18 protein-coding genes and 1 pseudogene are annotated in these 17,801 nt (G+C 70.5%); 12 read left to right on the top strand and 7 right to left on the bottom strand.

Annotated features, from left to right (window positions below):
• Window positions 1-108: 108 nt before the first annotated feature.
• A complete protein-coding gene (locus ACTT8P_RS10285) occupies window positions 109-552 on the top strand; it encodes a VOC family protein (RefSeq protein WP_442831248.1) in 444 nt (147 codons plus the stop codon).
• A gap of 95 nt (window positions 553-647) precedes the next feature.
• Here ACTT8P_RS10285 and ACTT8P_RS10280 read toward each other — a convergent pair whose 3' ends face one another.
• Complete coding sequence (locus ACTT8P_RS10280; protein ID WP_442831247.1) at window positions 648-2,411, bottom strand: NAD+ synthase; 1,764 nt, start codon at window positions 2,409-2,411, stop codon at window positions 648-650.
• A 284-nt stretch (window positions 2,412-2,695) separates the two neighbouring features.
• On the opposite strand from ACTT8P_RS10280, the gene glnA reads away from it, so the two are divergent.
• The 5 genes from glnA to ACTT8P_RS10255 all read left to right on the top strand — a co-directional run bounded on the left by glnA (window position 2,696) and on the right by ACTT8P_RS10255 (window position 8,763).
• Complete coding sequence (gene glnA / locus ACTT8P_RS10275) at window positions 2,696-4,057, top strand: type I glutamate--ammonia ligase (RefSeq protein ID WP_442831246.1); 1,362 nt, start codon at window positions 2,696-2,698, stop codon at window positions 4,055-4,057.
• 185 nt (window positions 4,058-4,242) lie between these two features.
• Window positions 4,243-5,394, top strand: a complete 1,152-nt coding sequence (locus ACTT8P_RS10270; protein WP_442831245.1) for a hypothetical protein — start codon at window positions 4,243-4,245, stop codon at window positions 5,392-5,394.
• Between the two features lie 58 nt (window positions 5,395-5,452).
• Window positions 5,453-5,872: a helix-turn-helix transcriptional regulator gene (locus ACTT8P_RS10265; RefSeq protein WP_442831244.1), complete on the top strand. Its 420-nt coding sequence runs from the start codon at window positions 5,453-5,455 to the stop codon at window positions 5,870-5,872.
• Window positions 5,873-5,882: 10 nt separating this feature from the next.
• Window positions 5,883-6,302, top strand: a complete 420-nt coding sequence (locus tag ACTT8P_RS10260; protein WP_442831243.1) for a VOC family protein — start codon at window positions 5,883-5,885, stop codon at window positions 6,300-6,302.
• A gap of 100 nt (window positions 6,303-6,402) precedes the next feature.
• A complete protein-coding gene (locus ACTT8P_RS10255) occupies window positions 6,403-8,763 on the top strand; it encodes an ATP-binding cassette domain-containing protein (protein ID WP_442831242.1) in 2,361 nt (786 codons plus the stop codon).
• Between the two features lie 370 nt (window positions 8,764-9,133).
• Here the strand turns inward: ACTT8P_RS10255 and ACTT8P_RS10250 are convergent.
• Window positions 9,134-9,559 (bottom strand): annotated as a pseudogene (locus ACTT8P_RS10250) (ATP-binding protein); the annotation flags it as partial.
• 170 nt (window positions 9,560-9,729) lie between these two features.
• Here ACTT8P_RS10250 and ACTT8P_RS10245 point away from each other — a divergent pair.
• From ACTT8P_RS10245 to ACTT8P_RS10235, 3 genes are read left to right on the top strand one after another with little or no spacing between them, the layout of a single operon-like run.
• On the top strand, window positions 9,730-10,551 hold the full coding sequence (locus tag ACTT8P_RS10245; protein WP_442831241.1) for a helix-turn-helix domain-containing protein: 822 nt from the start codon (window positions 9,730-9,732) through the stop codon (window positions 10,549-10,551).
• Window positions 10,548-10,748 carry a DUF397 domain-containing protein gene (locus tag ACTT8P_RS10240; protein WP_442831240.1) on the top strand — a complete coding sequence of 67 codons (201 nt, stop codon included), beginning with the start codon at window positions 10,548-10,550 and terminating at the stop codon, window positions 10,746-10,748. The genes ACTT8P_RS10245 and ACTT8P_RS10240 overlap by 4 nt, the downstream gene beginning before the upstream one ends.
• On the top strand, window positions 10,745-10,924 hold the full coding sequence (locus ACTT8P_RS10235) for a DUF397 domain-containing protein (protein WP_442831239.1): 180 nt from the start codon (window positions 10,745-10,747) through the stop codon (window positions 10,922-10,924). Before ACTT8P_RS10240 ends, ACTT8P_RS10235 begins: the two co-directional genes overlap by 4 nt.
• 251 nt (window positions 10,925-11,175) lie before the next feature.
• Here the strand turns inward: ACTT8P_RS10235 and ACTT8P_RS10230 are convergent, their stop codons facing one another.
• The 5 genes from ACTT8P_RS10230 to ACTT8P_RS10210 form a co-directional block, all read right to left on the bottom strand.
• On the bottom strand, window positions 11,176-11,481 hold the full coding sequence (locus ACTT8P_RS10230) for a hypothetical protein (RefSeq protein WP_442831238.1): 306 nt from the start codon (window positions 11,479-11,481) through the stop codon (window positions 11,176-11,178).
• Between the two features lie 211 nt (window positions 11,482-11,692).
• Window positions 11,693-11,983 carry a DUF6087 family protein gene (locus tag ACTT8P_RS10225; RefSeq protein WP_442831237.1) on the bottom strand — a complete coding sequence of 97 codons (291 nt, stop codon included), beginning with the start codon at window positions 11,981-11,983 and terminating at the stop codon, window positions 11,693-11,695.
• Between the two features lie 12 nt (window positions 11,984-11,995).
• Complete coding sequence (locus tag ACTT8P_RS10220) at window positions 11,996-12,175, bottom strand: hypothetical protein (RefSeq protein ID WP_442831236.1); 180 nt, start codon at window positions 12,173-12,175, stop codon at window positions 11,996-11,998.
• Between the two features lie 92 nt (window positions 12,176-12,267).
• Complete coding sequence (locus ACTT8P_RS10215) at window positions 12,268-13,485, bottom strand: MFS transporter (RefSeq protein ID WP_442831235.1); 1,218 nt, start codon at window positions 13,483-13,485, stop codon at window positions 12,268-12,270.
• A 127-nt stretch (window positions 13,486-13,612) separates the two neighbouring features.
• On the bottom strand, window positions 13,613-14,665 hold the full coding sequence (locus ACTT8P_RS10210) for an endonuclease/exonuclease/phosphatase family protein (protein WP_442831234.1): 1,053 nt from the start codon (window positions 14,663-14,665) through the stop codon (window positions 13,613-13,615).
• A gap of 261 nt (window positions 14,666-14,926) precedes the next feature.
• Here ACTT8P_RS10210 and panB point away from each other — a divergent pair, with 261 nt between their 5' ends.
• The 3 genes from panB (at window position 14,927) to ACTT8P_RS10195 (ending at window position 17,793) form a co-directional block, all read left to right on the top strand.
• The gene (gene panB, locus ACTT8P_RS10205) at window positions 14,927-15,811 is read left to right on the top strand and encodes a 3-methyl-2-oxobutanoate hydroxymethyltransferase (protein ID WP_442831233.1); all 885 of its coding nucleotides are present in this window, start codon (window positions 14,927-14,929) and stop codon (window positions 15,809-15,811) included.
• 144 nt (window positions 15,812-15,955) lie between these two features.
• Complete coding sequence (locus ACTT8P_RS10200; protein ID WP_442831232.1) at window positions 15,956-16,984, top strand: ATP-binding cassette domain-containing protein; 1,029 nt, start codon at window positions 15,956-15,958, stop codon at window positions 16,982-16,984.
• Window positions 16,981-17,793, top strand: a complete 813-nt coding sequence (locus tag ACTT8P_RS10195) for an ABC transporter permease (protein ID WP_442831231.1) — start codon at window positions 16,981-16,983, stop codon at window positions 17,791-17,793. The genes ACTT8P_RS10200 and ACTT8P_RS10195 overlap by 4 nt, the downstream gene beginning before the upstream one ends.
• The last annotated feature ends 8 nt before the right edge of the window (window positions 17,794-17,801 follow it).

Here is a 17,801-nt window from a genome sequence, read left to right as displayed (position 1 = left end):
GGATCAAGGTCGTCCTGGCCAGAGCCTAACCGGACACCTCGCCCACGGGGTGGCGCCCGGCGCGGCCATCCGCTTGGCTGGACCCCAGCCACCGAAGGGAACCGCACCATGGACATGACCCTCGAAGTGATCCCGCTGCCGGTCAGCGACATCGACCGGGCCCGGGACTTCTACCGGGACAAGGTCGGCTTCCACGTCGACGTCGACCAGGAGGTCCTGCCGGGGATGCGGATCGTGCAGCTCACGCCGCCGGGCTCGGGCTGTTCGCTCGCGCTGGGCGACAGCGTCTGGGAGCTGACCGGCGGCGAACCCCCCGCCCCGGGCACCTACCAGGGGCTCCAGCTCTGCGTCGCCGACATCAAGGCGGCGCACGCGGAACTGACCGCGCGGGGACTGGAGGTCTCGGAACCCGTCCAGTACTCGCCGGACGACGGGGCGACGTTCATGTACTTCAAGGACCCGGACGGGAACGGGTGGTCGGTGCAGGAGTACCGGCGGCGGGCCACGGAGCCGTTGCACGCGCTGTTGGTGAAGCGGGCGGCGCGGCAGTAGGGGGGATCTGAGCGTTGCCGGGTGCGGGTGGGTGGGGGCTGGTAGCGCAGTTCCCCGCGCCCCTGACGCCCCTCTCCGCACCCGGCGCGACACGCTCAGGCCGTCTCCCGCCACCCGCTGGTGATCGGCAGCCGGCGGTCCTTGCCGAAGCCCTTCGGGGAGATCTTCGTGCCCGGCGGGTACTGGCGCCGCTTGTACTCCGCGGTGTCGACCATCCGCAGCGTCCTGGTCACCAGTTCCCGGTCGTACCCGGCGGCGACGATCTCGTCCGCGCCCCGGTCCCGGTCGACGTACAGCTCCAGGATCGCGTCGAGCACCGGATAGTCCGGCAGCGAGTCGGTGTCGACCTGCCCCGGCCGCAGCTCGGCGCTGGGCGGCTTGGTGATCGAGTTCTCCGGGACGGGCGGGGTCTGCCCGCGCTCGCGCGCCGCGCGGTTGCGCCACTCGGCCAGCCGGAAGACGGACGTCTTGTACACGTCCTTGATCGGCCCGTAGGCGCCCACCGAGTCGCCGTACAGCGTCGAGTAACCGACCGCCAGCTCCGACTTGTTGCCGGGGGCCAGCACGATGTGGCCCTCCTGGTTGGAGATCGCCATCAGGGCGGTGCCGCGCAGCCGGGACTGGAGGTTCTCCTCGGCGAGGCCGGTCAGCCCGAGCGCCCCCATGTACGCCTCGAACATCGGCTCGATGGGCACGGTCCGGTAGTTGAGGCCGGTGCGCCGGGCCAGTTCCGCCGCGTCGTCCCTGGAGTGCTGGGAGGAGTACTTCGACGGCATCGAGACGCCGTACACGTTCGCCGCGCCGACCGCGTCGCACGCGATGGCCGCGACCAGCGCGGAGTCGATGCCGCCGGACAGCCCGATCAGCACGGAGCGGAACCCGTTCTTCGCGACGTACGCCCGCAGTCCCACCACGAGCGCCGAGTAGACCTCCTCGTCGTCGTCGAGCCGGTCCGCGTGCCCGCCGGCCGCCCAGTCGCCGTCCGAGGGAGCCGGCGGCTCCTCGCTCAGCACCACCCGCTCGATGCGCAGCCCGTCGTCGACCACCCCGGCCGGCGCCCGGTCCACCGGCGCCGCGGCCGGCAGGTCGAGGTCGACCACCACGCACCCCTCGGTGAACTGCGGGGCCCGGGCGAGGACCGCCCCGTCCCGGTCCACCACGATGGAGTCGCCATCGAAGACCAGTTCGTCCTGGCCGCCGGTCATCGCCAGGTAGGCGGTGGTGCAGCCGGCCTCCTGGGCGCGCTTGCGGACCAGTTCGAGGCGGGTGTCGTCCTTGTCGCGCTCGTAGGGCGAGGCGTTGATGGAGAGCAGCAGCCCGGCCCCCGCCGAGCGCGCGGCCGGGACGCGGCCGCCGTCCTGCCAGAGGTCCTCGCAGATGGCGAGGGCGACGTCGACGCCGCCGACCCGCAGCACCGGCATGGTGTCGCCGGGCACGAAGTAGCGGAACTCGTCGAAGACGCCGTAGTTCGGCAGGTGGTGCTTGGCGTAGGTCAGCACCACCTCGCCGCGGTGCAGGACCGCGCCCGCGTTCTGCGGCGCGCCGGCCGGCTGGCCGTACCTGGGCCGGTCGGTCGGGCAGCGGTCGAGGTAGCCGACGATCACCGGCAGCCCGCCGAGCCCCTCGTCGGCGAGCCGGGCGGCCAGCGCGCGCAGGGCGGCCCGGGAGGCGGCCACGAAGGACGACCGCAGCGCGAGGTCCTCCACCGGGTAGCCGGTCAGCACCATCTCCGGGAACGCCACCAGGTGGGCGCCCTGCTCGGCGCTGTGCCGGGTCCAGCGCAGCACCGATTCGGCGTTCGACGCGAGGTCACCGACGGTGGAGTCGATCTGATTGAGGGCGAGTCGTAGTCGAGGCACCCGGCCAGTGTAATCGTCAATCAGACACAATGGGGGGTCTCCCGACCCAGGAATGGCCCGATCGAACACCTGGCCTCTACGCTGCGGGGAGAGCATGAAAACCGCCGGAGCGACGCAGAACCCGTACGTACGGTGTTCAGCCCCGGGCCGCCCGCCCGATCAAGGTCGGCAACGCGGACGAAACGGTGCTGTGGTGGGATGCTCAGGTGCCCGACCGCCTCCTTCGGTACCCGAGACGGTGTCGGAGACAGGCGGCCTGACCAGCAAGGATGGGGAAGCGGAAGATGGACAAGCAGCAGGAGTTCGTGATCCGGACGCTCGAGGAGCGCGACATCCGGTTCGTGCGCCTGTGGTTCACGGACGTGCTGGGCTTCCTGAAGTCCGTCGCCGTGGCCCCCGCCGAGCTGGAGCAGGCCTTCGACGAGGGCATCGGCTTCGACGGCTCCGCGATCGAGGGCTTCGCCCGGGTCTACGAGTCCGACATGATCGCCAAGCCGGACCCGTCGACGTTCCAGGTGCTGCCGTGGCGCGCGGAGGCCCCCGGCACCGCCCGGATGTTCTGCGACATCCTGATGCCGGACGGCTCGCCGTCCTTCGCGGACCCGCGCTACGTCCTCAAGCGCGCCCTGAACCGGGCCTCCGACTCGGGCTTCACCTTCTACACCCACCCGGAGATCGAGTTCTTCCTCCTGAAGAACAAGCCGGTGGACGGCTCGGTCCCCACGCCCGCCGACAACTCGGGCTACTTCGACCACACCCCGCAGAACATCGGCATGGACTTCCGCCGCCAGGCGATCACCATGCTGGAGTCGATGGGCATCTCGGTGGAGTTCTCGCACCACGAGGGCGCCCCCGGCCAGCAGGAGATCGACCTGCGCTACGCCGACGCGCTGTCCACGGCCGACAACATCATGACGTTCCGCCTGGTGATGAAGCAGGTGGCGCTGGAGCAGGGCGTGCAGGCCACGTTCATGCCGAAGCCGTTCTCCGAGCACCCCGGCTCCGGCATGCACACCCACCTCTCCCTCTTCGAGGGCGACCGCAACGCGTTCTACGAGTCGGGCTCCGAGTACCAGCTGTCCAAGGTGGGCCGCTCCTTCATCGCCGGCCTGCTGCGGCACGCCGCCGAGATCTCCGCGGTCACCAACCAGTGGGTGAACTCCTACAAGCGCATCTGGGGCGGCACCGAGCGCACGGCGGGCGCCGGCGGCGAGGCCCCGTCCTACATCTGCTGGGGCCACAACAACCGCTCGGCGCTGGTCCGCGTGCCGATGTACAAGCCCGGCAAGACCGGCTCGGCCCGGGTCGAGGTCCGCTCCATCGACTCCGGCGCCAACCCGTACCTGACCTACGCCGTCCTGCTGGCCGCCGGCCTGAAGGGCATCGAGGAGGGCTACGAGCTGCCGCCGGGCGCGGAGGACGACGTCTGGGCCCTCTCCGACGCCGAACGCCGCGCCCTGGGCATCGAACCCCTCCCCCAGAACCTCGGCGAGGCCCTGACCCTGATGGAACGCAGCGACCTGGTCGCCGAGACCCTCGGTGAGCACGTCTTCGACTTCTTCCTGCGCAACAAGCGCCAGGAGTGGGAGGAGTACCGCTCCGAGGTCACCGCGTTCGAGCTGCGGAAGAACCTGCCGGTGCTGTGACGCACAGGCCGAAGCGGATCTCCCGCTGATCCGCCTGCCGGGGCCGACGGTGATGGACCGTCGGCCCCGTTCGAGGTTGATCCCGATGTCTCCGAGCCGACCACCTGACACAGTGTGAGAGTCAAGAAGCTGTTCGGCGAGCGCAGGACAGCGCGGACGCGGGCGCGTACGGGGGATCGACAGAAATGAGCAATGGCTCCTGGCCCAGCACTATCACGGTCTCTGCTGCAGCCTTAATACTTGTACCGACCTTCTTCGCGTTACAGACGGCCAACTTACTGCAGCATATCTCGAAATCCCCACCGTGGGCCGAGGGGAAATACTTCCCGCTACTGCCTTTCAAACCTCATCCCGATGAGCGCTTCCACAGGAAGAGGAACCGGAAGGCGACAGCCGTCAGCCGCATGCACAGGAGCCCTCTGCGTACGTCACGTGAGAAGCTGCTGAGCGAGAGCATGCGAGCGGAGCAGGTCAGGCAGGCGCAACGAGGTTTCACCTACGGTTCCGCGCTCGCCATCCTGATGGCGGGCGCGGTGGAAGCGATCTACCTCGCAGTCCGCATCCCCGTCGAGGCCGGACTGACACCAGCAGTAGTGCGGACCAGCTCTTTCTATCTAGCCGTCACACTGGCGGCCGGAGTATCCGTTCAGCAAATCCAGAACTACAACAGAAAATGGCGCGAACAGAGAGCAGACCTCTCAGCCGTCGATTCCTGCCTGGACCTGCTCGGCCTCTGCGGTGAAGCCTCCCGAGGGACAATCGGACCGCTGAGCATATCCACAGAGGTAGCTCACCTGTGCGATCACCTCGGAATTTTCGCAACAGCCAATCGGTATCTTCCCGACCCGACCATGAGAGCTTCCGTGGAAGCGCATGTGGCACGTGTGCAGCGGGAATTGGTGCGCCGCTCGGAGGACTGCCTGTCCGGCGGAAATGCCGCTATGGGCGGGCTGGTGGAGGCGGTCGGCACCGTCCTGGACCGCTTGATCGAACAGCGATGGCTCGGCCTGCTCGATCTTCCGGCCTCGGATCCACCGACGAGCGTCTCCCAGTCGCCTCGTACTCATATCGACAAGCGCGATGTGCTGATCATTATGGGTGGCGCCCTCGCCGCATCCGTCGGGCTCGGGGCGGCGGCGTCCATGGGTGTACCGCTGGCCGCCGCAGTACCCGCCGCACTGTTCTTCCTACTGGGCCCGGCAACGTTGTGGGGGAGCAAACGTCTCGGCGCGTCCCCCCGGAACATGCTGGACTCCCTGCGGACACCGGTGTCGGATGCCGGCCAGCCCGATCCTGCCCAGCCGGACACCAGGCCGGACACGTCGGGCCGCGATTGATCCGTCGGCACGTACCGCCCGCCGGTGGCTGTCGGCGCCATAGGGGATCCTGGGTCCCATGGACCTGGAGGACCTCAAACGCCTGCGCCGGGCCCGGGACGTCATGGACCGTGACTACGCCGACCCGCTGGACGTCCCGGCGCTGGCGCGGGTCGCGCTGATGTCGCCGGGGCACTTCTCGCGCAGTTTCCGGGCCGCGTACGGGGAGACGCCGTACAGCTATCTGATGACCCGGCGCGTCGAGCGGGCCAAGGCGCTGCTGCGGCGCGGGGACCTGAGCGTGACGGAGGTCTGCTTCGCGGTGGGCTGTACGTCGCTGGGGTCGTTCAGCACCCGTTTCGCGGAGCTGGTCGGCGAGTCGCCGAGCGCGTACAAGGCGCGGGACCACGAGCCGGGGGCGCCGATCCCGGCCTGTGTCGCCAAGGTCCGTACCCGACCGGTCAGGAATGGAGAAGCGCCGGGCGCCGCCGGATCGTAGCGTCGGGGGCATGGACATCAGACTCGCGCAGTGTTTCATCGCCGTCGACGACCACGACAAGGCGCTCGCCTTCTACCGGGACGTCCTCGGCTTCCAGGTCCGCAACGACGTCGCCTTCGAGGGGATGCGCTGGGTGACGGTGGCCCCGGCCGGGCAGCCGGACGTGGAGATCGTCCTCGAACCGCCGCTCGCCGACCCGATGGCCCCCGAGGCCGACCGCAGGGCGATGGCGGAGCTGCTGGCCAAGGGCATGCTGCGGGGCGTCATCTTCGCCACCGACGACGTGGACGCGACGTTCGAACGCATCCGGGCGGCCGGCGGCGAGGTGCTCCAGGAGCCGATCGACCAGCCGTACGGCGTCCGGGACTGCGCCTTCCGGGACCCGGCGGGCAACATGCTCCGCTTCAACCAGCCGCGCCGGGGCCAGTAGCGGTCCACTGGAAGAGTACGTGCCGGGAGGCCCGCCCGCGTTAGGGTCTCCCGGCTCGCACGACTCACTCGCACACGCAGCGCACGGGGAGACGACGCACATGGTCACGCACGCCGCCGACAGCCACGATCTGATCCGGGTCCACGGGGCCCGCGAGAACAACCTCAAGGACATCAGCATCGAGATACCGAAACGCCGGCTGACGGTGTTCACCGGCGTCTCCGGGTCGGGCAAGAGCTCGCTGGTGTTCGACACGGTCGCGGCCGAGTCGCAACGGCTGATCAACGAGACGTACAGCGCGTTCGTGCAGGGGTTCATGCCGACGCTGGCCCGCCCTGAGGTCGACGTCCTGGACGGACTGACCACCGCCATCATCGTCGACCAGTCCCGGCTCGGCGCCGACCCGCGCTCCACGGTCGGCACGGTCACCGACACCAACGCGATGCTCCGCATCCTCTTCAGCCGGCTCGCCGAACCGCGTGTCGGCCCGCCCGGCGCGTACTCCTTCAACGTGGCCTCGGTGTCGGCCAGCGGCGGCCTCACCGTCGACCGGGGCGCGGACAGGTCGAAGACGGAGAAGGTGACCTTCTCGCGCACCGGCGGCATGTGCGTGCACTGCGAGGGCCGGGGCACGGTCTCCGACATCGACCTCTCCCAGCTCTACGACGACTCCAAGTCGATCAGCGAGGGCGCGCTGACGATCCCCGGGTACAGCGTGGACGGCTGGTACGGCCGGATCTACCGGGGCTGCGGCTTCTTCGACCCGGACAAGCCGATCGCGAAGTTCACCAAGAAGGAACGGCACGCGCTGCTGTACCAGGAGCCCACCAAGATCAAGGTGGAGGGCATCAACCTCACCTACGAGGGCCTGATCCCGAAGATCCAGAAGTCGATGCTGTCGAAGGACGTCGACTCGCTCCAGCCGCACATCCGCGCCTTCGTGCTGCGGGCGACGACGACCGGCGTCTGTCCCGACTGCGCGGGCACCCGGCTCAGCCCGGCGGTCCGGGCGTCGAAGATCGACGGCGTCTCGATCGCGGACGCCTGCGCGAAGGAGATCCGCGACCTCGCCGAGTGGGTGCGGGGGCTGACGGACCCCTCGGTGGCTCCGCTGCTGACCGCCCTCCAGCACTCCCTGGACTCCTTCACCGAGATCGGCCTCGGCTACCTCTCCCTGGACCGCCCCGCGGGCACGCTGTCCGGCGGCGAGGCGCAGCGCGTGAAGATGATCCGGCACCTGGGTTCGTCCCTCACGGATGTCACGTACGTCTTCGACGAACCGACCGTCGGCCTGCACCCGCACGACATCCAGCGGATGAACGACCTGCTGCTGCGGCTGCGCGACAAGGGCAACACGGTACTGGTCGTCGAGCACAAGCCGGAGACGATCGCCATCGCCGACCACGTGATCGACCTCGGGCCGGGCGCGGGCACCGGCGGCGGCACGGTCTGCTTCGAGGGGACGGTGGAGGGGCTCCGGGCCAGTGGCACCCGCACCGGCCGGCACCTCGACGACCGGGCGGCCGTGAAGGAGTCGGTGCGCGAGGCGCGGGGCGTGCTGGAGATCCGCGGCGCCCGCGCCCACAACCTGCGCGAGGTCGACGTGGACATCCCGCTCGGGGTGCTGTGCGTGGTCACGGGGGTCGCCGGTTCCGGCAAGAGCTCCCTGGTCCACGGCTCGATCCGGTCCGACGAGGGTGTGGTCTCCGTCGACCAGAGCCCGATCCGCGGCTCCCGCCGCAGCAACCCGGCCACGTACACCGGCCTGCTCGACCCGATCCGCAAGGCGTTCGCCAAGGCCAACGGGGTCAAGCCGGCCCTGTTCAGCGCCAACTCCGAGGGCGCCTGCCCCAACTGCAACGGCGCCGGTGTCGTCTACACCGACCTCGGCATGATGGCCGGCATCTCCACCACCTGCGAGGAGTGCGAGGGCCGCCGCTACGACGCGTCGGTGCTGGTGCACCACCTCGGCGGCCGGGACATCGCCGAGGTGCTGGCGCTGCCGGTGGCCGAGGCGCTGGAGTTCTTCGGTGCGGGCGAGGCCCGCACCCCCGCCGCGCACAAGATCCTGGCCCGCCTCGCCGACGTGGGCCTCGGCTACCTCACCCTCGGCCAGCCGCTCACCACCCTGTCCGGCGGCGAACGGCAGCGGCTGAAGCTGGCGGTGCACATGGCGGAGAAGGGCGGCGTCTACGTGCTGGACGAGCCGACGTCGGGCCTCCATCTGGCCGACGTCGAGCAACTCCTCGCCCTGCTCGACCGCCTGGTCGACGCCGGCAAGTCGGTCATCGTGGTGGAGCACCACCAGGCGGTCATGGCGCACGCGGACTGGATCATCGACCTGGGCCCCGGCGCGGGCCACGACGGCGGCCGGATCGTCTTCGAGGGAACCCCGGCGGACCTGGTGGCGGAGCGGTCCACGGTGACGGGGGAGCACTTGGCAGCGTATGTCGGGGCGTGAGCCCTGACCCGTTGCCGGTGGCTCACCGGCCGGTGCCCTCGGGCAGAATCCCGGCGGCGACGGCGGCGCTGCGGCGAACAGTCGCGATCTGCCGGGCGGGCTCGCGAGCCTCCGCCAGGTCGGTGATGACGTCGGCCCGGTCTTCCAGGGTACGCAGCCGGGCCGCGAGATCCGGGTCCCGTTCCAAGGCGGCCTCCACTGCCTGCGCCTCGGTGGCCGCTCGCGCCCGCCACGTGGACTTGGCACGTGCTGGCGTTTCCGTGCCGCCCACGTCCCGCAGCGTCGTTTCGATCTCGTCGTCGTCGAGCACGGGCCCTTCGAGGGCCGGGAAGTCCGGGTCACCGACGCCGCACGTGTCGCTGTGGGGCGCGAGCGCGTACTCCGCCCACACCGTCTTGCCCGGTCCGTCCGGGCGTGGGTGCCAGTCCCAGCGGGCGGCCAGGTGCGCCACGAGGAGCAGTCCGCGCCCGGTCTCGTCGTCACCGCCGACGTCCGCGGCGCGGCGCGGGGGGCGTTCGGCGCGGGTGTCGGTGACCTCGACGCGTACGATGCGGCCGGCGGCCGTCGCGTGGAGCCGGAGGCGGAAGTCCCGGCCGGGGACGTGGCCGTGCCGGACGGCGTTGGTGGTCAGCTCGGCGACGATCAGGACGAGGTCGTCGTGGGGGCGGGTGCCGTACGGGATGCCCCACGCGTCCAGCCGGACGGCTGTCAGACGGCGGGCGAGGCGGGCACCCCGGGGCGTCGAGGTGAAGCGCATCTCGAAGGTGGCGCCGGTGGAGCTGTCGGTTTGGGTCATCACACCGACCACGGTGCCGATGGTCGCGTAGCGTGACCAGTGGTGACGTACCGACGTCGATTCGCTGTACGCGCGGTACGGCCACGGGTACGCGGCGCGCGGCGTGACGCCGCCCCTGCGACAGGCGTTGGGCCGAGGAGGCGGTGGTCGGGTTGACGGAACATACGGATGTGGATGCCCTTCCCGAGGAGGGCGCGGGGAAAGGCGTGGTCTGCGCCTTCGGGAAGAACCTGAAGACGCTGCGGCTGCGAGCCGGCCTCGATCGCGAGGAGTTCGGCAGACGGATCGGCTACGCCGCGTCCACGGTGGCGTCGTACGAGCAGGGCCGGCGGATCCCGTCGCCCCGGACGATCGATCGCGCGGACGAGGTGGTCGGGGCGGACGGGCTGTTGAGCAACTGGAAGGAGGAGATGGAGAAGGCTCAGTATCCGGGGTTCTTCCAGGGGATGGCGCAACTGGAGAAGGAGGCCATTGAGCTGCTCGCCTACGACACGCATATGGTCAAGGGCCTGCTCCAAACCGAGGAGTACATGAGGGCCCTGCTTGCTATGCGCCGCCCGCCTCTCGACCAGGACACGATCGAGCAGCGCGTAGCCGCACGGCTGGCTCGGCGGGACATCTTCGACCGGCGCCCCTCACCGCTGTTGAGTTTCGTGATGGATGAGGCAGTGCTCCGGCACCGGTACGGCGGCAAGGATGTGCTGCGGGGCGAACTGGAGCACCTACTGCTGTTCGGCCAGAAACGGAACGTCGAGATCCAGGTCATGCCGCTTGAGTGTGAGGACAACGCAGGCGTGAACGGACCGTTCACAGTCGTCACCCGCAAGGATGGCAAAAGGTTCGTGTACTTCGAGAACCACTCGTCCAGCGCCCTCGATACCGACCCGGAACAGACGGCCCTCGCCGCCGCCCGTTATGGGATCATCCGATCACAGGCTCTCACTCCGCGAGAGTCAACGGAGTTCATCGAAGGGTTGCTGCGATCGCTATGAACAACGCCGAGTCCTCGACCGTCGCCTCCGGTCTCACCTGGTCCAAGAGCAGCTACAGCGGAACCGAGGGCGGCGACTGCGTAGAGGTAGCCGCCGGTACGACCGCCATACACATCCGCGACTCCAAGGACGTCACCGGCCCCGTCCTCACCGTGTCGCCCAAGAGCTGGTCGGAGTTCGTCCGGGGCTCGCGATGACCACCGCATCCGGCCTCACCTGGCGCAAGAGCAGCTACAGCGGAACCGAGGGCGGTCAGTGTGTGGAGACCGCCCTTGGCGCCGCCGCCGTATACGTCCGCGACTCCAAGAACACCCCCGGCCCCGTCCTCACGCTGTCCCGTGAGGCGTGGGCGGGGTTCGTCGAGTTGGTCTGACGCGCGTACGGCCACCCCAGAGCCCCACCCGCCCACGTCCGGACCGGTGGGGCTCTCGTCACTCCGCATAGACGGTGATGAACTGCTGGGCCAGCAGCAGCGCCAGTGAACCCCCCCTGAAGCAGAAGGCGCCCTTCGGCCGCGGCCCGGGAGATCTTCGGCCAGGAACAGGTGGATGCGGGCGGTGGAGTCCAGGGTGATGGCGTACGAGCCGAGGGGTTGCCGGGCTCGGGCGCCTGGAGCGTAGCCGCCTACTCCGACAGCCAGGCCGCGAACGGTACGGTCAGCACGGTCGGGTGAGCGATACCCCGTCCGTGGGACTGCCAGGGGTCGCCGCTGTCACCGGTGCAGTGACCGTGGGGAACGTGGGTGGCGGAAACGTTGATGAACAGGAACAGTGGCCGGTCGGCGTACCGGTCGGCAACGGTCAGGACGTCGTCGACCTGGTGGCGGGTGGAGTCGGGCTCCGGGGAGCAGAAGTCCGGCCGCCAGTGATCCTCGTCGAACATGTCGGGCAGCACCGCCCCGAGAGGCGTCTCCCGCGAGAAGTAGGTCACCCCGCCGATGCACACAGTGCGGTAGCCATGTCGCGCGAGCCCAGTAAGGGGGCCGCAGCTGAGGGAGCCGCCGACGTCGTGCCCTGTTCGAATGGTCGCGTTGGCCTGCGCGATCAAACGGGGCCGCTGAGAACCGGTCGGTGCGGCGGCGGCCGGCGTTCGATGAGTCATCGCACCGGCTGCGGAACGGAATGCGCTTCGCTACGGGGCATCACGCTGTGGGGTCCTCGCCGATCCGGAGCTCGTCCACCCATTCCTGGGCAGCCGCGAGGTTGGGAGCGGTGCCGACCGGCTCGTACGCGAATCCGCTCCATTCCTCCAGGGCGCGCGGCTCATCGGGCCGGAGGTGACCAGCGCCGCCGTGCACCGGCCGGTGGCGTCGGTAAATGTCCATCGGCGGGCGACGCCGCTTGTCGTACGCGGCGAACGGGTTGTCGGCGTCCACGCGCGGGACGGCGCGCGACGGTTGGTTCGACGGTCCGGGTCGACTGTGCTTGCCCATGCCTTGATGCTCTCAGGCCGCGATCGTGGTCGGCCTGGCGGCGGCGAGGTCCTTCGCTCGGGTCCGTACGTCGTCGACCGCGGCGGTCTCGTACGGGCGGGCCGCGTCGTCGAGCGCCTGATGGGCTGCGGCGGCAGCTTGCTCCGGCTCGCCCTCGTGGAAAAGTGCGGCGGCGGTCGGCCAGGGCGGCACCCACGCCGTCGAGGCGCTGTTCCGGCTCCTCGACCAGTACCCACGCCGACGCCGGACGGGAGACCGCACGGGCAGGGCGACCGGCGCAGCCCTCAGCGCCGTACCGCCTCCGCCCGCTCCGGAACATGTCCCGCGACCACGCGCCCGGCACCCGGTGCCACCGTCCGGCGGTCCACCGCCCACGCCGCCCCCGCGACGAGCAGGCCGAGGACGGCCAGCGCGGCACCGGCCAGCGCCGGAGACGTGACGCCGAGGCCCGCCGTCAGGGCGAGGCCGCCGATCCAGGCGCCGCCCGCGTTGGCCAGGTTGAAGGCGGCCTGGTTGGCGGAGGAGGCCAGGGACGGGGCCGCCGACGCCTTCTCCATGACCATCAGCTGGAGCGGGGAGCTGGTGACGAAGGCCGTGGCGCCGAGGAGCAGCACCGCCGCCGCGGCCGTGACCTGCGTGCGCATCAGGAGCGGGAACAGGGCCAGGATGACGACCAGCGAGGCCAGGCCCGCGATCAGCGTGCCGCGCAGGGAGCGGTCGGCCAGGCGGCCGCCCAGCAGGTTGCCGGCCGTCGCGCCGACGCCGAACAAGGCCAGCAGCAGCGTCACGCTGGTGTCGGCGTACCCGGCGGCGTCGGTGAGCATCGGCGTGATGTAGCTGTACGCCGAGAACAGCGCGCCGAAGCCCGCGACGGTCGTGCCGAGGGCCAGCCAGACGGGGACGGAGCGCAACGCGGCCAGCTCGCCGCGCAGGCCGCCGGCCGACGGGGCGGCGGCGTTCTCGCGCGGGATGAGCAGCAGCAGCGCCGCCATCGCGGCCACACCGATCGCGCTGACGCCGAGGAAGGTCGCCCGCCAGCCGAGGGCCTGGCCCATCGCGGTGGCCGCCGGGACGCCGATGATGTTGGCGACGGTCAGGCCGAGGAACATCAGGGAGACCGAGCGGGCCTTGCGTTCCGGCGCGACCATGCCGGTGGCGACCACCGCGCCGACGCCGAAGAAGGCGCCGTGCGGCAGACCGCTGAGGAAGCGGGCGGCGAGGAGGGAGCCCTCGCCGGGGGCCGCGGCGGACAGGGCGTTGCCGATGACGAACAGGGCCATCAGGCCGATCAGGACGGTGCGGCGGGGCATGCGGGCGGTCAGTGCCGCGAGCAGCGGGGCGCCGACGACGACACCGAGGGCGTAGGCCGAGACCAGGTGACCGGCGGCGGGCAGGGAGATGCCGAGGTCGTCCGCGACGTCGGGCAGCAGGCCCATCATCACGAACTCGGTGGTGCCGATGCCGAAGGCGCCCACGGCGAGGGCGAGCAGGGCCAGGGGCATGAAGGGGTCACCTTTCGAGAGCGCGGAACATTATGTTCCTGTACGGAACAAAGTCTCTCAGGAGGAGTATTCCGCGAGGTGACGGGCGAGTTTCGGGAAGCGGTCGGAGAAGGGGTGACCTGGACTTTCAGGACGCCGATGTGTCGACCTTCACACGGGCCGCCACCGGCAGGTGGTCGCTGCCCGTCGCCGGCAGGGTCCAGCTGCGCTCCGGCTCGACACCGCGCACCAGGATCTGGTCGATCCGGGCCATCGGGAACGCCGCCGGCCAGCTGAAGCCGAAGCCGTCGCCGGCCGCGCCCTGCGTGGAGCGCAGCTGCGAGCTGACCGCGTTCAGCGCCCGGTCGTTCATCGTGCCGTTCAGGTCGCCGAGCAGGACGACCTTCGCCAGCTTCTCCCCCTCTATGGCCGCCCCGAGCGCGTCGGCGCTGCGGTCGCGCTGGCGGGCCGTGAACCCGGCCGCCAGCTTCACCCGGACCGACGGGAGGTGGGCGACGTAGAAGGCGACCTGGCCGGCCGGGGTGGTGACGGTGGCGCGCATCGCTCGGGTCCAGCCCAGTTTGATGTCGACGGGCTGCACGTCGCTCATCGGATACTTGCTCCACAGGCCGACGGTGCCGACGACCTCGTGGTGCCGGTACACCGACTTCAGCGCCTTCTCGTACGTCGGCACCTTCGACGCCTGCAACTCCTCCAGCGCCAGCACGTCCGCGCCCGAGGCGGCGACCGCGCGGGCGGTGCCGGCCGGGTCGGCGTTGTCGGCGTTGACGTTGTGGGTGGCCACCGTCAGGTCGCCGCCGCCGTGCGACTTGGTGGTGAGCAGACCACCGAACAGGTTGGCCCAGACGATCACCGGTACCAGGAGCGCGATCAGGGCCGTCGCCGACTTGCGGACCAGCGCGATCAGCAGCAGGACCGGGATCAGCAGGCCGAACCACGGCAGGAAGGTCTCGGTCAGACTGCCCAGGTTGCCGATCGCGTTCGGAATGCGCGCGTGCCCGGCCAGCACACCGGCCAGCAGGACGGCCACCACGGCGGTCACGATGCCCCGGCGCCAGATCCGGCGGTCCCCGCGCCAGCCCCTGGTCAGCCGGTCCAGCAGGCTCCGCAGCCGGGTCTCGCCGCGCTCCGGTCCGGAGCCGCCGTTGTCCGTCTCCGTCACGTGAACCTGCTGCGCCATACCCTCGTCGCCTCACTGACTGCTGTGCCTACGGTCACCCCGTGCGACAAACCCTAGGGGATGAACCGTGCCCTTCCCGCCCTCCCGCGAGGGCCGTACGGGCAGGGGGACGTGCACGCGGGGGCGCGCGGTTCCGATCGGGCGCCCGGTCTACCCAGTCGGTGCGGGGCCCCTAGCCGTCCCCCGGCACGAGGTGCCACCATGGAGGTGATCCGGGGACGCCGTCAGGGCGCCTCGAGATGACATGAAGGAGCCGTTGCCATGACGCAGCTCTCGGCTGCCCAGAACGCACCGAACCCGAACCGGCCCTCCGACGGCAGCGGCAAGGCGCTGTACGGGGGCAAGAGCACCCGCCGCATCACCGTCCGGGACATCGCGCTGGCCAAGGAGCGCGGCGAGAAGTGGCCCATGCTCACCGCGTACGACGCGATGACCGCGTCGGTGTTCGACGAGGCCGGCATCCCGGTCATGCTGGTCGGCGACTCGGCGGGCAACTGTCACCTGGGGTACGACACCACCGTCCCCGTCACCCTCGACGAGATGACCATGCTGTCGGCCGCGGTGGTGCGCGGTACCAGCCGGGCGCTGATCGTCGCCGACCTGCCGTTCGGCTCGTACCAGGAGGGCCCGGTGCAGGCGCTGCGCTCGGCCACCCGGCTGGTCAAGGAGGCGGGCGCGGGGGCCGTGAAGCTGGAGGGCGGTGAGCGGTCGCACGAGCAGATCCGGCTGCTCGTCGAGTCCGGCATCCCGGTGATGGCGCACATCGGTCTGACCCCGCAGTCCGTGAACGCCATGGGCTACCGGGTGCAGGGGCGCGGCGAGGAGGCGGCCCAGCAGCTGCTGCGGGACGCGAAGGCCGTGCAGGACGCGGGCGCCTTCGCGGTCGTCCTGGAGCTGGTGCCGGCCGAGCTGGCCGCCGAGGTGACCCGGACGCTGCACATCCCGACCGTCGGCATCGGCGCGGGCCCCGAGACGGACGCCCAGGTGCTGGTGTGGACCGACATGCTCGGGCTGACCGGCGGGCGGATGCCGAAGTTCGTGAAGAAGTACGCCGACCTGCGCGGCGTCATGGGCGACGCGGCGAAGGCGTTCGCCGAGGACGTGGTTGGCGGAACGTTCCCGCAGGAGGAGCACTCCGTCCACTGAGGCACCGAGAAGCCATCGCGGTACGACGCCGGGCCCCGCCGATCTTCCCCCGTCGGCGGGGCCCCGCCAGGCCGGCCGCCGATTCCGGGCGGGTGTCGGCGATATATCGGCGGTCTGTCGGTGCGGCCTGGCACCGTCGTCGGCATGAAGCGAATCGACAACCGCCGGGGCGGCGCGCGCCCCGCTGTCCGGGTCCGGGGGCTGGTCAAGCACTACGGCGAGACCAAGGCGCTGGACGGGGTCGACCTGGACGTCCGCGAAGGCACCGTGCGGGGCGTGCTCGGGCCGAACGGCGCCGGCAAGACCACACTGGTGCGCATCCTGTCCACCCTGCTCGCCCCGACCTCCGGCGAGGCCACCGTCGCCGGGTACGACGTGCTGCGCCAGCCCCGGCAACTGCGCCGGGTGATAGGTCTGACCGGCCAGTACGCCTCCGTCGACGAGAAGCTCCCCGGCTGGGAGAACCTGTACCTGATCGGGCGGCTCCTTGACCTGTCCCGCAAGGACGCCCGCACCCGGGCCGACGAACTGCTGGAGCGGTTCTCGCTCACCGACGCCGCCAAGCGGCCCGCGAGCACCTACTCCGGCGGCATGCGGCGCCGCCTGGACCTGGCGGCCTCGATGATCGGGCGGCCCCAGGTGCTGTTCCTGGACGAGCCGACGACCGGCCTGGACCCGCGGACCCGCAACGAGGTGTGGGACGAGGTCAAGGCGATGGTCGGGGACGGCGTGACGGTCCTGCTGACCACCCAGTACATGGAGGAGGCCGAGCAGCTCGCCTCGGAGCTGACCGTCGTGGACCGTGGCAAGGTCATCGCGAACGGCGGCATCGAGGAGCTGAAGGCGAAGGTCGGCGGCCGCACCCTGCGGGTGAAGCCGGCCGACCCGGCCGAACTGCGCCCGCTGGCCGCCTTCCTGGACGAGCTGGGCATCACCGGTCTGGCCTCCTCCACCGTGGACGCCGAGCGCGGCGCCGTGCTGGTGCCGATCCTCAGCGACGAGCAGCTGACCGCCGTGGTCGGCGCGGTCACCGCGCGCGGCATCACGCTCGCCGCCGTCACCACCGAACTGCCCAGCCTGGACGAGGTGTTCCTGTCCCTCACCGGCCACCGCGCCAGTGCCCCGCAGGACCCGACGCCCGCCACCGAGACCCGCGAGGAGGCCGCCGTATGAGCGCCGCCGCCCCTGTCACCACGGCCGACGCGCGTATCCCGCTGCGCGGCCACCTGCGCCACACCGGAGCCCTGATCCGCCGCAATCTGCTGTGGATCAGACAGGACCCGGAGTCGATGTTCGACGCGCTGCTGATGCCGATCGTCTTCACCCTGCTGTTCGTGTACGTCTTCGGCGGCTCGATCGGACAGGCGCTGGGCGGCGGACAGGACGGGTACGTCCAGTACGTCATCCCCGGCATGATCGCGATGATGAGCATGACGCTGTCGCAGGGCGTCGGCACCGGGTTCAGCCAGGACTTCAACTCCGGGGTGATGGACCGGTTCCGGTCGCTGCCGATCGGGCGCGGCTCGGTGCTGTTCGCGAAGATCTCGGTGGAGCTGGTGCGGATGCTGTTCGCCACCGCCGTGCTGATGATCGTCGCCGTGCTGGTCGGTTTCCACATCGAGCACTGGGGCGGGCTGTTCGCGGCCGTCGGACTGTCCGCCGCGTTCGCCTCGTCGATCATGTGGGTGTTCCTCACCCTCGGCGTGGTCCTGAAGAACGCGCAGTCCGTGCAGGCGATGGGCTTCCTGGTGCTGTTCCCGCTCCAGTTCGGCTCGTCGATCTTCGCGCCGACCCAGTCGATGCCGGGCTGGCTCCAGGCGTTCACCGACTACAACCCGCTGTCCACGCTCGCCGACGCGGCGCGCGGACTGATGGTGGGCGGCCCGGTCGCGCACGACCTGTGGATCACCCTGGGCTGGTCGGCGGCGATCACGGTGGTGATGGCGCCGGTCGCGATCCACAAGTTCCGCACCAAGAGCTGAGCCGGGTG

Origin of the sequence: Streptomyces sp. JW3 (genome assembly GCF_052216785.1) — a bacterium.
Lineage (GTDB): Bacteria > Actinomycetota > Actinomycetes > Streptomycetales > Streptomycetaceae > Streptomyces.
Note: the sequence above shows the minus strand (reverse complement) of the source record. Positions and strands in the feature narration are given on the sequence as shown.